Source organism: Candidatus Uabimicrobium helgolandensis, from assembly GCF_041508025.1.
Lineage (GTDB): Bacteria > Planctomycetota > Uabimicrobiia > Uabimicrobiales > Uabimicrobiaceae > Uabimicrobium > Uabimicrobium helgolandensis.
The window spans coordinates 6,533,214-6,549,712 of sequence record NZ_CP165719.1 but is presented as its reverse complement, the minus strand read 5'-3'; the positions used below and the strand labels follow the sequence as shown (position 1 = coordinate 6,549,712).

The following is a 16,499-nucleotide window of genomic DNA, read 5'->3' as shown; positions in this document are numbered from 1 at the left end:
AAGTGACATAAGTTCTTGGCCACTTATATATAACCATGTAGTTCTCTTTTTGTTCGATTGTAATCTAAGCTTCTTCCAACTCACAGAGTATTTCGTAAACAACAAAAAGCATTCTTTGTACTTCTTTTGTTTCTTCTTTAGTCATGCGATCTTTCACTTTTGGTAGCGCACTTGTATCTCCAAGTTTTCCTATCGCTTCAGCGCAATTTAAACGTACTTTATCATTGGCATCCTCAAGAGAGTCAAGTAGTGAATTTACCGCGGAAGTATCGCGAAGTTTTCCCAATGACCAAGCAGCAATAATTCGTACATCATCACATTCATCGCGAAGAGCATTGATTAATTCTGGAACAGCACTAGTATCTCCTAAACGACCGAGAGCTCCAGCACTATATGTACGAACATATTCATCTTCGTCTTTGATCGTATTCATGAGTCCTGGAACGGCACTACTATCTCCTAGTTTACCCAAGGAATGTGCTGCATGCCCACGAACATATTCGTCTTCGTCTTTTAAACTTTCTATTAGCTTTTTGACTGCTCCAGTGTCGCCGAGTTCACCAAGAGCGATAGCAGCTTCCTTACGTACATTATATTTTTTATCATCTAATGCATCGAGTAAGGCTGGAACGGCTTTTTTGTCTTCCAATTTTCCTAGTGCAATAACAAGTTGGCGACGCACACCTTCATTTTGGTCACTAAGCGCGTCTACTAATGGTTCGACAGCACGGCGATCTTTTAGATTACCTAAAGTTCGCGCTGCCCAACGACGTACATTTTTATTTTTATCTTTGAGCGTTTTTATAATCGCTGGAATCGCATCTTCATTGATGAGTTTGCTAATCGCATCTGATCCTTGGGATGAAACAAAATTACTATCGTCTTTTAGAGTTTCAATAAGAGGCTGAATAGCAGAAGAGTCCCCTATTTTTCCTAAAGCACGAGCAGAATAACCACGTACATCGACGTAAGGGTCTTTTAATTTTTTGATTAGTTCCGAAACTGCGTCACTATCTCCTGCAAAGCTTAAAGCTTCGGCGGCAGCTGCACGCACATCCTTACGATCGTCTTGTAAAGCTCCAACAAGAGCAGCAGATGCTTTTTTGTCACCCAATTTGCCAAGTGTTTTGGTGATAACTTTTCGCACTTCTTCATCTTCGTCATTCATGGCATCAATCAGCGCTGAAACTGTTGAAATATCACCTATTTCAGCCAATGCACGCGCTGCAACACGGCGAACATCTGCGGATGTATCTTGCAATATGTTTACAAAGGCTGGAACAGCTTCCTTGTGACCAATAATTTCTAGCGCCTCGGCAACAGCATAACGAACCTCTTTGTCAGTGTCTTTTAATGCCGAAGTAAAGAAAGGTAAAGAGTTGGGGTCATCTAATTTGGAAAGTACCCTTGCAGCTGTACGACGTATACTTTTGTCCTCGTCTTTTAAACTGCGAATAACATTTGGCACGGCAGAATTCTCTTGCAAATCTTCTATAGCAAGAAGAGCCGCTAAGCGAACTTCTTTACGAACATCATGCAGTGATTTTATAATCGCAGGTATTGCACTTTTTTCTTGCAGTTTTCCCAAAGCACAAACAGCGCCGTGGCGAATACGCGGTAATTTGTGTTGTGTTGCGTCAATAAGTTCAGAAATTACCATACCATTCATAAATACCGCTTGTTCTACGCCATCAATTACTTTTCCAAATGTTAATATTGTTTTGCGAATTAACTGACGTGTTTGTATGTACAAATGACAAGTCTTCCACAAAATGAAAAAAACTACCAAGCGAAACAAGATTAAAATAACATTGACACCATATGTGTAACTTGCAATATAACTTTGTACGGGAACAACGCTATCAAATAAATCAACGACATCAACTGTGCGTACAATTTGTTCTATGGTATATATTCCCCAATATACCAATTGAGGCATACCTTGTGATAGCTTTTCTACTTCAAAACTTTTAGGATATAACAAAGAAATTTCGCGTAATATACCAGCCATTACTAATATTTGTACAAGGTTGATTACGAATATTATTAGTGGTTGGTAGACTTGTTCGCGTTCTTTTGAATAAAACTTTAAATTATTTTCTTCTCTAGTACCTAAAGTTACAATCCCTTCATACGTTTCATTACGTTCACTACGCAAACGAAAAAAGTAGATAATAATGCCTAAATTCCAAATAAATAAAAACCATAACAGCACCAACGGTAAATATGGCCACAATTTTCCTGCATACGGTAGTATTCCAAGAAAAAACAATATATAAAAAGAATACATTGTTATATGACGTACGGTAGCACTGGGGATTTGTAGCCCGACAGCTCCAAAAGATTTGTCGGAAAAATGAGCTAGTTTGTTGATAATAAATACAAACAGCTTGCCAATGCGCTTCAACAAAATAATTCTCCCAAATAAAAAAATTTCTAAACACTCTGCATTAATCGATACACGAGCTAATGATTTTGATCAATATTATGCAATATTTTTTTTCAAATATCTAGGTGCGAATTCAAAATAGCTTAACTCGTAGTCTTAAATTTAAATATAGGTGAGCTCTATCTATAGTTTACACAAAACATATTGATTATTGTGTAAAAAATATGTTTAATAATAAAGTCTAAACAAAGACACACGGCTCTTTTGATGTTTTTATAAAGAGCTGTTGACACTAGTAACATTTTAGTCGGAGGTTATTTTATGATGAAGAAACTATTCTTCATGTTTTTTCTTACTGCTATTATCATTAGTACTACAGCAGAAGAAATATTAATTAAAGTACAAAACAGCCGTAGTTTTTCGCAAAAAACATTACGTGCTGGAAATATTACATTTACTGTAAAACCCCTAACCAAGTTACGTGGTACCATGTTAGGGAGTTGGTATATGGCGACAACAGATGAGCGCATTGAAGAGTCGCCTTGGGATTTAGCTCATAAATTAGTCGAACAAAACGAAGAGGTTGTCTACGGAGAACCTAATCGCCCTACTATAAATAAAAACCAAAGAAAACTTGCAGAAGCTTTACAAAAAGAGTTTTCAGAAAAAAGAGCTTATGATGATGAGTGGGGTCACCCAGATGATCCAGAAGTTTTTGCTTGGCATTTAGAAAAAACTCATTCACAACTAAAAGAAGCGCGTAAAAAAGGTAATTACAAAAGCGGCAGACGTATACGTGTTGCTCATTTTGACACCGGTTATGACGCTAAACATATCACCACACCTAAAAATATCTGCAAAGATTTAGAGCGCAATTATGTTAAAGGCGAAAATGAATCTTCGGCTATTGATCCAGGTAAAAAAGGAATAATGGAACAACCAGGACACGGAACCGGAACTTTGGGAATTTTAGCTGGTAATCTCGTACAGCCTTCGGGGAAAAAATTCTCTGATTATCTTGGTGGTGCGCCGGAAGTTGAAGTTGTTCCTGTACGTTTATCAAATTCTGTTTTACTATTTCAACTAGATGCTTTTGCAAAAGCAATCGATTATGCCGTGTCAATTAATTGCGATGTGGTCAGTATGTCAATGGGCGGAGTAGCTTCAAAATTATGGGCTGAAGCCATTAATAATGCTTACGAACGTGGTTTAGTAATCGTTACTGCTGCTGGTAATAATGTCGCAGGTGGAGTTCCTACTCATTTTGTTGTATTTCCTGCAAAATTCAAAAGAGTCATCGCGGTTGGTGGTGTTTGTTATGACAACAAACCATACTTTAAAACAGATCCATTCTTTTTTGGTATGCAAGGGAACTGGGGTCCAGAAAAACTTATGGATTCTGCAATCGCTGCTTACACACCAAATATGCCTTGGGCAAGACTTGGTAAGCCTGATCAAATAGGCAATGGTGGTGGAACGTCTTCTGCAACACCACAAGTAGCCGCTACAGCAGCTCTATGGTTACAAAAGTATAATTCTTTTTCTTTTGATGAGCCGTGGCAAAAAGTAAATGCAGTAAGGCACGCACTATTTAGTTCCGCAAGAAAAGACTTAAAAGATTCGAAGAAATATTATGGCAACGGTGTACTACAAGCATCAAAAGCACTTGATGTACAACCAAAAATTGATACACAAAAAATCGCAAAAGACAAGGTTTCGATGCCTTACCTCTCGTTGTTATTTGGCTGGGAGACCAGAGATGATTCTCACGAAATGGTAAATGTCGAAATGCTGCAACTGCAACAAAACAATGCGAAACTTTGCAGTTTATTGCAGTCTGTGGAAGAAAAGACCGAAATAACCGCAGAGGAGCGCAGTGAAATTTTTGCAGAGATTCAAAATATTCCAGAAGCTTCTGACGCATTACGTGCATTAGCCAAATAATAAAAATCTAAAATAGATACAGAAACCATCTATTTTAATCTTGAGTTGCGGCGTAAAAGAACAGTCGCAACTTGAGTTTTTTTAAAGGAAATCTAATGAGATGGCTGGTAAGCGGTTTTCTTTACATAATCGTGTGGACAAGTACTCTAATTGGTTTTGTTGCACTCTTTGTTGTAAGTGGCTATTTGATTTATTATGGTCAAAGATATTTTGATATTTTATCGTTTCTATTTTTGGTTATACCAGGTTCTATTTTTGGCGGAATGGTTGTAGCTCATATATTTATCAATTCTATCCCTAGCTACATTTTTGAAAATCTCGACGGCGAAGACAATCAGTAATCTAAGTGACCCGCCAAAAGTATTTACCCATTGGCATTTTGTTCTTTTATTTACTAGTTTTGTTGCTCCTCGTTTACGCAGCTACAGCTGCGCGCTCTCGTCGCGCCGCGCTAGAAAATAAAAGCCCTGCATTCAATGAGTAACTATTTTTGTCAGGTCACTTACTAAGTGACTGATGATACGAAAGGAAGTAAGTCTTATGACTTACTACAATAAACCATGGACAGTTGGAACACTCTAGAACAAGATATTCAACGTTTTTTTAAACGATCTCAGCAACCATTTACCATAGATGAGTTTTGGGATATGTACGAGGAAGGACTGTTCTTGCAACAGTCTCTCGATGAACTTTTGCCAAATAGTGATCGTGAAAAAATAGCTGTCATCGTTGATCCCTTAGTAAAGGGACAACACCATCTTCAAAATTATTTGTTGCAATACGCAAGTACTTCTGAAAACAAAAAGACTGTTCGAGAATGGCTGGTCAAACGCGTTAGTGAACTAGAAGGTCGTTCGCGGCATGTCATGGGAGATATCGTACACAGTCGTATTACTGTAGCCGCAGAATTGCAATCTGTTGCCCATGAACTTTTTTTTCTAAAAAGATTGGGAAGACGAATATACGAAGGCGGTGAAAATGTTCTTCCTGATATTTTAAATGAAGTACACCACCTTGTTATGCAATCGGATGATGGTAATCCTCTCTTTCAAGACGAAATAGTCAAAGAGGAACTACTAAAACTATGCACACAAGCACTTAGTGTCGAAGTTGATAAATTTGCAGAAAAAGTTTGCGATAACTTAAAGTCGTACCAAGAGCAACAATCGACACTAAATATTCTGTGGGGTAGTTTGCGTTGGGGAGGAGAAATCCAACCGCAGATCAGTCGAACTTATTCAGGTCATGAAACTATTCTTGAAAAATGTAGAGGACAACGCGATCTTATAAAAAAACAGCTTCAAGATGAAATAACTAAATTAGAAGAAAAAGAGCGTTGGGCTTTCATTGAGCAAATTCTCATTGATGCGCAAGATATGATCGATGATATATTGGTAAGTGTTGAAGAAAAATCTCTACATATTGCCACGAAAAGTTTAGAGATTGTCAGAGAAGATATTGAGTGGTTATCGGAAACAGTAGAACCATATCTCACAAAAGAAATGCCGGAGTCTTTAAAAAAACAGTGCAAAAAATATCACTCGCGAAATAAATTTTTCCATAGCGAAATTCAGGACAAAAAAATTCAATATCGTATGGAACGGATTTTTGGTCGTAAATTTGTACGTTTTTTCGATCGATTTATTATCTTACTCATTATTGGTGTAATCGTTTTACTAGTTGTCGAAGAATTTGGTAATTTTTCACCACAAGCACACAATACTTTTATGTATATCGATACTGGAATTTGCGTTATATTTTTATTTGAATTCTTTACAAAATTATTTTTGGCAGAGGGAAAATGGCTATACTTCCGTCGTCGCTGGTTTACTGAACTCCTTCCTTCTATTCCCTTTGGATTACTCTCGCAACTGCCACAACTAAACAAAGTACAATTCTTGCGTGGTGTTCGTTTAGTACGTATACTTCGTATGGTGCGTATTTTTCGAGTGGTAACGTTCTTAATTCGCGGCACAGATCGTTTTGTTAGAGCCTACGGCCGCTGGTTAAATCGCAATATAGTATTTTTTGGTAAGAGTCATAATAAAGTAAAACAAAAAGCAAAGCCTACTGTTCCTGAACGATTACATACTCTACGTAATATATGTTTAAATCGTTCGCGTTCTATTTTTAATAAAGTTCATGAAGTTAATAAACGCATACCATTTATGATTGCTTACATTAAAACGCTTGAAATTCAAATGGAAGAAAATATTTCAGGTACTTTAGAAAAAGAACAAATCGGTGCGTCTTCTGATATTTTAGTTGAAAAAGTTATTCAAAATATGCTGTACATTACCGGTGAGCAAGTCGAAGAGTCTATGGGCTACGAGTTTCCTCTAAAAGTGCATATGTACTTTCGCTTTTTTAATATACCTTTGTTTCGTTCAATGCCTATTGTGCGTAGCATTGTCCAAAAAAATCGCGAAAGTGATGCGATGGAATTCACTGCATGGTTAGGAAGATGTATTGGGCGGCTCGTACAAGCTATGTTAGCTGCGATATACTGGTTTGTCGATTTATACGGTGTACTCTCTCCGCCGCGCGTTCTCGATCGCTTGGGAAATGCCATGGTTGAGACATTTAAAAGACCAGCGATTCGCCTTGTCGTTGCTGGTGGGGTTATTCTCATCTTAAAATTGATGTTTATTGCATGGCCATGGATGCCTTTAGGTGGCTTAGTGAATTTTCTCAACACTGTATTAGGTACACCACTTCTCATTATCGGGGGACTTTGTTGTCTACCTCTTATAGTTGGAATCTGGTTGCGTAATATTGCAGGAGAAGCAACAGAGTTTTTTATGCGAACTGCTGAAGCACAGTTTATCAATCTCTTAGAGGATATCAAACTAAAAAACTCTGAACGAGATATGCGTATTCTATACGAAAGAGTAATGAAGCCAGAATTGCAAATACTCACAAGTAATTCAGAAGCAGGACCGTATGGCGAAAAATGGCTACTTGATCAGTGGAATAGCAGTTTGGAGGTAGGAGCTTGTGTTGAAAATGATAATTGTAATGTCACCACTGTAAAGCAAGCGCGATTATGGAACAGGCAACGTCCTGTGTTCCTGTTATATCGCGATTATCTAGATGGTGCTCCGCTCCACCGCAGTGATGTAAAAACTACGGAACAACTCCTTGGCAATATTGCCATCGAAAATATTCGTAAGCATCGCTTAGAATACAAGCGCAAGGAATCAAAAGCGCTGGATAAATTAGATTTGGAAAGTTCAAAGTCGATTCTCGGGCCATATCTATGGTTTTCTTTTATCACTCACAGTGTATCACATAATGTCGCAAGTTTATTAGTTGAATATAACAAGAATGCTATACCCGAATCACTTTTAGCAATGCAAACATCTAAAAAGCTAGATTACTATAGTAAATGGTTAAAGTGGCGGTTACAAGAGGAATGGGATGGTAGCAAAAGCGATATACATGCCATTCAAAAAGATGTTGCTAAAAAAGAAACGGAACGCATTGAACTCGATAAAAAAAAGAAACGCAAAAAAATAGAGCAAAATCCAGTATATGCAACGACAAGATTTAATGCCTTACATTTTTTAACTCTTTCTCGCGAGCAAGACCAAAGTATAAGACTTACTTTTGGAGAAGATCTGTACAAGTCCTTTACAAAAGATCGCAAAGAAAATATTCGCTACATATTTGGTACTTACCCTCTATATCTACTACCAGCAACGCAGCGCAAGGTAAACCCATATAATTTATACCAAAATTATCTTGCTGGAGGAAAAGTATTTGCTTTACCATTTCTTTTATTATTTTCTCTTTTTGGTTTAGTTGGTACTTTAATAAAATGGTCATATCAAAAAGTACGGGAAATCGTTTATCCCGATATGCAAACAGAACCACCAAAAATTATTGCTGATTTTAATGTTGCTATACGCAAAATAAACCGTATGCGTAAACCAGTTTATATTGAATGTATGAAATTACGCGCTCGTTTTGACTTTGAGTATCTTGGACTTGAATTTGAAGGTTTTCCTGGCTTATCAACACACGAAGAAAATTTTCGCGATGACTTTTTACAAAAAGATGAAAATCCAAATTGGCTAGGTCTCTTTGAAAAAGACTTAGAGTTCATTAGCGCACTCGATAGTGAATACGATTATTTTTACGATCTATATACTAGGCGTAAAGAGCGATTACAGTCATTTAATAAATTTTTGAAACAACGCGAATGGGACGAAGGACGATTTAGTAAATATATAGAGTCTATAGATCCACACTGGGCATCGCGCAGTAATGAAATCTTACGTGCTCTTGCCACAGCGTATTCAATAAACTACAAAAAACTACCATCTTTGTTAAATGCAAGAGAAGTTTTGGAAACGGCTTTTGACAATGCTATTGAACATCTTGGTTATGTTCAAAACGACCGCGTTGTAAAAAAAGGTTTTCGTTTACTATACCGCACTATTAAAACTTGCGGAAACACCATCAAAGATCGCGACTACAAAGATTTCAATATTTTTTGGTCACAAAGTCGTTTTGCTGATTCTCCCGCTAAACATAAAAAATGGTGCTGGAAAACGTATCTCGCAAGACGCGTTGATTTAAAAGACGCTCTTTATTTTCTCACAGAAAGTGGCGATGTATCGATAGCGGAAGACATTATCCAAGATATTATTCGTAATCCAACACCATGGACAGAAGAGCTCTTAGCTATTCGAACAGTACAAACACTTTCAGTTCTAGATGTTCTTAACTATCGCGGTCATGTAGCTATTCTAGGGGATTATCCTGAAAAAAATATATACATGGATCGTGAGGATATTAAAGATAAGACAGAAGGAACAACGGTAGTATAAGCGATACAATCATTTACTTTTAGAAGATAGTTTAAAAGCGAAGTTCACAGTTTGGTAAATATTCCCGGATTGTTTGTTGTTGTTCATTACTGACGTTATTATTTGATAAATTTAGCATTTCAAGAGAATGCAGATTACTAATTTCTTGTGGAATTTCTGATATAGCGTTATTTGCTAAATCTAATTGACGCAAATTTATTAATTTTCCAATTGTTTTTGGTATGTGAGTTAACCGGTTTTGATATAGTGATAAATCGGTAAGCAAAGTAAGGTTCTCTAATTCTTCTGTTAATTGTACCAAACCACACTCATTTAAGTATAAATGGCGAAGAGAAACAAGTTGTGTAATTTCTAGTGGTAAAACAGAAAAGTCATTAAAGGATATTTCTAATTGTTCAAGAGATGTTAAATTTACGATTTGCGCTGGTAAGTTTGATAATCCATTCCTATATAGATGTAAAACAGTAAGTGAGGTTAGTTTACCTATTTCGCTGGGCAGCGTTTGAAACGGATTATTTCCGATCGCTAACTGAGTAAGCGAGGTTATATTTGTTACTTCATTTGGAAAATTGATGAACTCATTATTGTTTAAGGATAGACTATAAAGAGAGGTAAATTCCACGATTGCTTGCGAAACATTAGACAGTTTATTATTCGATAAGTTTAGCCACTGCAAGTAAGGAAAAACGATAGGAAATAAAGAAAAGCGGTTAAATGATAAATCAAGTCCTTTCAATGAGCTAATGTTTGCCATATTATCAGGTAAACAAGATAACATATTTCCCTCTAAAGATAGAGTTGTTAGTGATATAAGCTCTGCTATTTCTAGTGGCACATTTGAGAGCCTGTTATAAGCCAGAAAAAGGCGTGCAAGTGATTGTAGTTTTTTTATTTCTGAAGGAACATAAGATAATTTATTTTCAGATAAATCTAAGTATTCAAGTGAAGTAAGTTCACATATTTGTTGTGGAAATTCAGAAAAACAGTTTCCAAACAAATCGAGATACGTTAGCTTATTTAGTTCAGCAATTTCTAAAGGTAATTTTGACAGTGAATGTCTTGGAATTACTAATTGATTTAAGTTTTGGAAAGTGCATATATGACTTGAAAGTTCTTGGATTTTTAGATTTTCTGTCGATGAAGAAGAACAATCAAGTTGTTCAATAATAGTATTTTGCAAAAAATTCAATTGTCCTGTTTCTTCATAATATTTGATAAGAACAAGTCGTTGTATATAGCCACCTTCAAAAAGAATATTTTCATAATCGGCAAGCTTTACATTTGAAAAATTACAGTTAGTAAATGTGCATCTATAAAGGTGATAAATAAATAGTTTTTGCCCTCTGAAACTACAATGCTCAAAAGAACTATCTGATAACAGCTGTATATTTTCTTCAATGTAAAATGTACATCCCATGTAGTGAGTGTTGTTATCTAGTTTATGCAAAATTTTTTGTTTAACAATTAGCAATTTATTTTCCATCACTTTTCTGAAAGTATGAATATCTTTTTTTCTTTATTATATCTTCGTTCTCTTTTATCTTATGAGTAAGAACTTTATTGTTAGATATTACCTAAATCGATGCCACAAAATGATAAATCTATCAAGTAATTTTTTGAGAGAGTATCACTATTCAAAACATATTCTCTGCTACAAATAGGCGTACGAAAGTTTGATTAAAGAGATGTGGTTTACATCAAATATTCGCCTGTTCTTAAAGGGACGTAGTTCAATCTGGTCAAGGATGAATATGCTCGTTGTGGTTTGATTTCTACTGTCCCTAATTTTTGATTACTTTATATTTTGGAGTAATTTTTTAGCTTGTTGTAAACGATATTTAGTTGTCGAACTTAAAGATTCAATCGAATCCCCTAGCACAATGACGTTACTCAATATTTGCTTTGCTTGGCTAGCTTTTTTTACAGCGATTAGTACTTCGGCATAGTATAAATCTGCTTCTAACTTTTTGTTAAATAGTTGTTGATTCGATTTTACATCTAAACCTTCAAATAACGCATTTGTTTTTTTCAGTATTTTTTCTGCTTTTTGGTATTGTTTTTTTACAAGAAAAGTATGACCAAGACGCACGTTCGTTTCAATATCATTAGGAAATCTTTGATGTAGTTCGCTGTATATTTTTTCGGCCACATCATAACTCCCGATATTGAAACAGATATCCCCTAAATTTCCAAGAGCGATACGATTACCTGGTTCAAGTCCTAATAACTTTTTATAACTTTCAATTGCCATAAAATAAAATTTTTCAACGTCTGCTTTTGAGGATGATCGTTCGGCAGCCATTTTGTAACAAAATCCTAAGGCAGTGTGGATCCCAGCGTTTTCAAAACCGTACTTCTTACTAGCCTCAAAACATTCGATAGCCTCTTTTATCTTTTTAGGAAAAAACTTTAATATTTGACCTTTCTTAAAATAAATATACCCATCATTTGGTTTTATATCAAGAAGCCTATCATAGTGTTTATTTGCCTGATCTACATCGAATTTTGAACTGTATGCATCTCCGAGCATACCGTGGATTGCATAAAGAAGTTTTGCCTCTTGTTCTGTATCAGCAAGTTTCTTTAAAATTGTTATCGCTTCATCTGTTTTTTTGCCAAGCATCAACTGATGTGCTTCATTCAATTTTTGCAGAATTAATTTCTCTTTTGAAGAAATATTTTCATTTTGCCCAAAGTTAAATGTGGGAAAAAATCCAAAAATAAATATTACAAATATTAGTCTAATATACATATAATTACCTTCTTTCTTAACATTGCAAATTAATATTTGGTATTGTAAACTAACATATAACATATGCTGATTTACAGACTCTGTCAACTAGTTTTGAGTAACTTACAGGACTGGAAAAGTAAACTATGGCACGAATATATAGATAGCAGAATAACATGAATAATAAATTAGAAATTTTTATAGAAAAGAAAAATGTCAAATCACAAAGTCATTGGCTACCTTTGTTAGAAGGTAGTATTAGTGCTTGTGGTGCACCGGGAAAAAATGCTGTACGTGAGTGGTCAAATAAGGGCGTTACCGATGTGATTACTTTACAAAGAGAAGATGAAATGAATTCATGGTTACCAGGTATTTGCAATAGTAACGGATTAACTTGGCATCATTTTCCATTATCAGGTAGAAATCTTTGCGATAAAAATGACATAATTCAGCTTAAAAGGATTAATGAAATAGTCTGTTTATTAAAGGATTTCAAAACGAGACATATTGTTATTCACTGCTCAGCAGGTATGCATCGTACAGGAGTTTTTCTTTATTTTTTACTACGTAGAATTGGCTCAGATGATATTATCCATTCTATTGCACAAATTAGACAACTCACTGCTGATGAATTGAATCGTAGCGATGGAAAACTATTTTTGGAAGCAGAGGACTTGTATAATAAAATAATTTTTGATATCTAGTACTACAGTTGTAATTAAAATAACAAATAGGTAGCTATAAAAATTAGACACTCTGTAGGTCTTATTTTATCGATAGCTCTTCTCAAATAGCAAAAAATACTGTTATTTGTAAACAGCTAGAAACACCGAAAAATAAGGAACTGTACTTAGTTACAACTGTAGTACTAGGGCCTGTCATCATTCAAAGTATTGTCTATTTTTTCGAGCCCGAGCCCGCTTGCGAGCCCGATCTCGTCTAGCAATTTAAGTCTTACGTTTTTACTTGAACTTTGACCAAACGAGTAAGCATTGCTACAACTCGTAAAAGAAGTTCTCGTCCGTTGGCCAGAAGATTTTGTTTTACTAAGTGACCTGCCAAAAGTATTTACCCATTGGCATTTTGTTCTTTAATTTTCTAGCTTTGTTGCTCCTCTGTTACGCAGCTACGGCTGCGCGCCTTCGTCGCGCCGCGCTATAAAAATAAAGCCCTGCATTCAACGGGTAATCAGGGCAAATCAACATAGTGCAGGTGAAATAAAAAAAAAGATCAAAGCCAAGCAATAGGAAAAAGTAGCGGAGGATTTAGCACAAAAATACATGCTATATGTGATGCGTTAGGGAACCCTACAGATTTCTCTTTGACGGCAGGCCCTAATATTTAAGAGGACTTTTTATGGTTGGACCAAAACACGTACGGGATGCAATGTCAGAAATGGCACAAAATTTTGATCGCTACGTTGATGAATATCAAAAAAATGTTGAACGACTGTTTAGAAGTGGTAAAACAGAAGATTTAAAGCAGGAGCTAGCAAGCATTCAGAGTTATTTGGATTTATACTATAAAGACAACGGGTCTTCTGTTTGCGACACTACCGAAAATATAACATTTTATCACTGCAAACAAAAAATTATTGAAAATTTTTTAAGTTTAAAAAATGACTAAAGATACTCTAATATATTTTTCCATTCTTGCATCTTTGGTTCCTGAAAATTTAAAATGATACCACATTTTTATTCTTAGATAAAATTTGCAATAGAACCTTATTTTGTCTCATGAGTATGAAATTACAAAATTTTACAACAAATTTGAGGTAACAAAGATTATGCGAATAAACGGACATGGGCATATACTACCAGAGCCTACTCAGATTCCTCAATTTATGAAAGATAAAAAGCTTTTTTGGATTGATGACGACAAGAAATTTATGAGACAAGGCAATTGGTCCAGACCAATTACTGACCCTAGTTTTTTTATTAAAGAAAAGCTAGAGTGGATGCAGCGTTACGATATCGATCATGGAGTAATGCTTTGTCTATCTCAATTATATTGTAACGGTTGGGAACAACAAGATTGTTATGATGGAATTCGCTTCCAGAACGATTACAATGCTTCCGTTCAAGCAGATTACCCTGAAAAATTTACTTGCGGTTTTGTTGTTCAGCCATTATATCTGGATCAAGCTCTAAAAGAGATAGATAGATGTGTGAATGAACTCAAGTTAAAAATGCTTTGTTTACCCACCCATTTCTTAAATGCAAATAAAGAATGGCTTTCTGTTGCAGAAGCTGAAGTTGACCCAATATACGAATTAGCAAATGAGTACAAATTAGCTATTCAAATTCATCCATACGATGGAGAAAAGATGATCGCTTTGAAAAATCAATATTGGCGATTCCATTTGATCTGGATGATGGCTCAATGTGCGGATACACTTCATCTATTTACTTTACGCGATTTGCCAAACAAGTATCCATATTTACGAACTAGTTTTGCACATGGGGGAATGTTGGGTATTGCTAATTATGGACGAAGAATTCAAGGATTTGACGGTAGGCAAGATATCTTTGAAGGTCTGGAAGACCCAAGAAAAACACTTGGACATAAAAACCTGTACTTCGACACTTTAGTTCACGATGCATATACTTTAGAATTGGTCAAGAAACGAGTAGGAACTAGTCAAATTATCATGGGGTTAGATGATCCGTATCCATTAGGAGAAATGGAAGGTGTCGGAACCTCTTATCCTGGACGTGTTGTTGACTACGCTGTAGAGACAGGTATTCTTACAGAGCAAGAAGGAAAAGAAATCTGGAATAAGAATGTAACAGACTGGTTAGGAATAGACATTACCACCGCATGACAAAATCGTCCTAATTCTTACTGGCATGAAACCGCCGCAAAAAGAAGAGAGTTACTAAGAGAAATTGATTAACTTTATTCTCTTAGCGATCTAGCCTCTGTTTGTGATATACAAGTACCTAAGTTTTCTGGTAATATAAAACGTATAGGAATAGACTGTTCGCAAATATTTTCAATAAAAAAAGAGTTTTCATATGTTCTAAATACATCGATTCGATGTGTTGTTCCCTCATGTATTTGTTCTTAAGAAAATTAATTTATACTTGAAAAAAACATACGGCTATTGTACTGTTGAAGTGGTTAAGAATTTAGTTACCAAAATATCTGATAACGCTAGGAATAAAGAGATAAGTAAAATATTGTAATTTTTTGGATGGACTTTCTTTATTGCTCAGAAATTTTTTTGTTATACTTACGTAAATTAGTTACGGTTTTATTTCAGTCTTATTTCAGTCTTTATATACTTTATTTAATTATTATGAAATTTACAAAACAACAAATTGAAAATATTGCATACGATACAAAATCTCTTAGTTTAGCATATTCATTATCTCATATGAGATCGTGGTCAAATTTAGGAACGAATGAATCAAAACTATGGGGAGTTTGCCAAGGTAGTAAAAAATACCTTGTAGAGTCGAGTTATGATTTAAATAACTATTCATGTAGTTGTCCTAGTTATAAACAACCATGCAAACATGTACTTGGCTTGCTATTACTAGCAATTGGTAATGCCAATTGTTTTAGTCGCAAAGTGGAACCTTCGTGGGTAGACAAAGAAGAATCTTCTCTACAATCTAAAATAATAACAGTAGTATCTAATCAAAATATTAAAAATGAAAAAGATGTTAGGTTGGTAGAAGGAATGAAGCAATTCTTATTATGGTTACAAGATCTTATCCGTGGAGGTTTAATGAGCCAACAGGTACAACATATTGAGTTTTGGGAGCAACAAGCTGATCGCTTAGTAGATTGTGGTGCAATTAACCTTTCAGCAAACATACGCTATTTAGGAACATTGCCAGGAAGATATAAAACTTGGCCAGAAATAGTACTGGATGAGTTAGGGAAAATGGCGCTACTTATTCATTCTTATCAAAATTTAAAACAATTACCAGTGTTAGTACAAGAGGATGTAAAACAAACAATCAAGTGGGATCACAGTTATGCCAAATGGGAACAAGGAGAATCTATAAAAGATATTTGGTTAGTAGTGGGACGGAACTATAACACTGTAGATCGCTCCAAGGTAGAATTTTTTTGGGTTTGGGGACAAGAGACAAATCGATTTGCAAATATTATTAAATGGGCGTCCAGCAATAAAAATTATTCTGTTGGTGATATTATTGAAGGGGAACTTCTATATTATCCTAGTAACTCTCCTATTTTAGGTAAGTTTAAATCCGAAAAAACACAACATAAATTTTCCATCGAAAACTTATCTTTTTTTTCTACTCTAGAAGACTTTTTATATTCAACTGCGTCAATATTAGGAAAAAATCCTTGGGTGAAAAGATTTTTTTGTCCTCTAAAAAATACACGAGCATTTCGACAGGATGGGAAAGTTTTTATTTGCGATGAAAATCGACAGTATATTCCTCTTTATGGTTGTAATTCCGATAGAGTATTTGCATCTTCAATTGGTAAATTAGTAAACGTTGTTGGTGAATGGAATGGACAGTTTTTACTGCCGATGGGAATTTTTTCAGACCAAGAATATATTATATTTTAAATGGATTCTAGTAATTTTAAAGCATGTCATGTTTTAGAAAGATTT

General features: G+C 35.2%; 10 protein-coding genes and 1 pseudogene. 8 read left to right on the top strand and 3 right to left on the bottom strand.

The features are described 5' to 3' along the window. Positions 1–64: 64 nt before the first annotated feature. A complete protein-coding gene (locus UABHE_RS24315) occupies positions 65–2,410 on the bottom strand; it encodes a HEAT repeat domain-containing protein (RefSeq protein ID WP_372365898.1) in 2,346 nt (781 codons plus the stop codon). Positions 2,411–2,710: 300 nt separating this feature from the next. Here UABHE_RS24315 and UABHE_RS24310 point away from each other — a divergent pair, with 300 nt between their 5' ends. The 3 genes from UABHE_RS24310 (at position 2,711) to UABHE_RS24300 (ending at position 9,168) form a co-directional block, all read left to right on the top strand. Then, entirely contained in the window at positions 2,711–4,333 is a 1,623-nt protein-coding gene (locus tag UABHE_RS24310) for a S8 family serine peptidase (protein WP_372365897.1), read from the top strand. A gap of 95 nt (positions 4,334–4,428) precedes the next feature. Beyond that, positions 4,429–4,674: a hypothetical protein gene (locus UABHE_RS24305; RefSeq protein ID WP_372365895.1), complete on the top strand. Its 246-nt coding sequence runs from the start codon at positions 4,429–4,431 to the stop codon at positions 4,672–4,674. Between the two features lie 219 nt (positions 4,675–4,893). Beyond that, entirely contained in the window at positions 4,894–9,168 is a 4,275-nt protein-coding gene (locus UABHE_RS24300; protein ID WP_372365894.1) for an ion transporter, read from the top strand. Positions 9,169–9,199: 31 nt separating this feature from the next. Here UABHE_RS24300 and UABHE_RS24295 read toward each other — a convergent pair whose 3' ends face one another. Both UABHE_RS24295 and UABHE_RS24290 read right to left on the bottom strand, forming a co-directional pair. After that, the gene (locus UABHE_RS24295; protein WP_372365893.1) at positions 9,200–10,639 is read right to left on the bottom strand and encodes a leucine-rich repeat domain-containing protein; all 1,440 of its coding nucleotides are present in this window, start codon (positions 10,637–10,639) and stop codon (positions 9,200–9,202) included. A 321-nt stretch (positions 10,640–10,960) separates the two neighbouring features. Further along, complete coding sequence (locus tag UABHE_RS24290) at positions 10,961–11,920, bottom strand: tetratricopeptide repeat protein (protein WP_372365892.1); 960 nt, start codon at positions 11,918–11,920, stop codon at positions 10,961–10,963. Between the two features lie 155 nt (positions 11,921–12,075). On the opposite strand from UABHE_RS24290, the gene UABHE_RS24285 reads away from it, so the two are divergent. From UABHE_RS24285 to UABHE_RS24265, 5 genes and pseudogenes are all read left to right on the top strand, one after another. Then, entirely contained in the window at positions 12,076–12,603 is a 528-nt protein-coding gene (locus UABHE_RS24285) for a tyrosine-protein phosphatase (protein WP_372365891.1), read from the top strand. Positions 12,604–13,118: 515 nt separating this feature from the next. Further along, positions 13,119–13,232: pseudogene (locus UABHE_RS24280) on the top strand (IS5/IS1182 family transposase); the annotation flags it as partial. A 23-nt stretch (positions 13,233–13,255) separates the two neighbouring features. Then, positions 13,256–13,525 carry a hypothetical protein gene (locus tag UABHE_RS24275; protein ID WP_372365890.1) on the top strand — a complete coding sequence of 90 codons (270 nt, stop codon included), beginning with the start codon at positions 13,256–13,258 and terminating at the stop codon, positions 13,523–13,525. 160 nt (positions 13,526–13,685) lie between these two features. Continuing rightward, positions 13,686–14,723: an amidohydrolase family protein gene (locus UABHE_RS24270; RefSeq protein WP_372365889.1), complete on the top strand. Its 1,038-nt coding sequence runs from the start codon at positions 13,686–13,688 to the stop codon at positions 14,721–14,723. Between the two features lie 477 nt (positions 14,724–15,200). Further along, complete coding sequence (locus UABHE_RS24265) at positions 15,201–16,454, top strand: SWIM zinc finger domain-containing protein (RefSeq protein WP_372365888.1); 1,254 nt, start codon at positions 15,201–15,203, stop codon at positions 16,452–16,454. Positions 16,455–16,499: the final 45 nt, after the last annotated feature.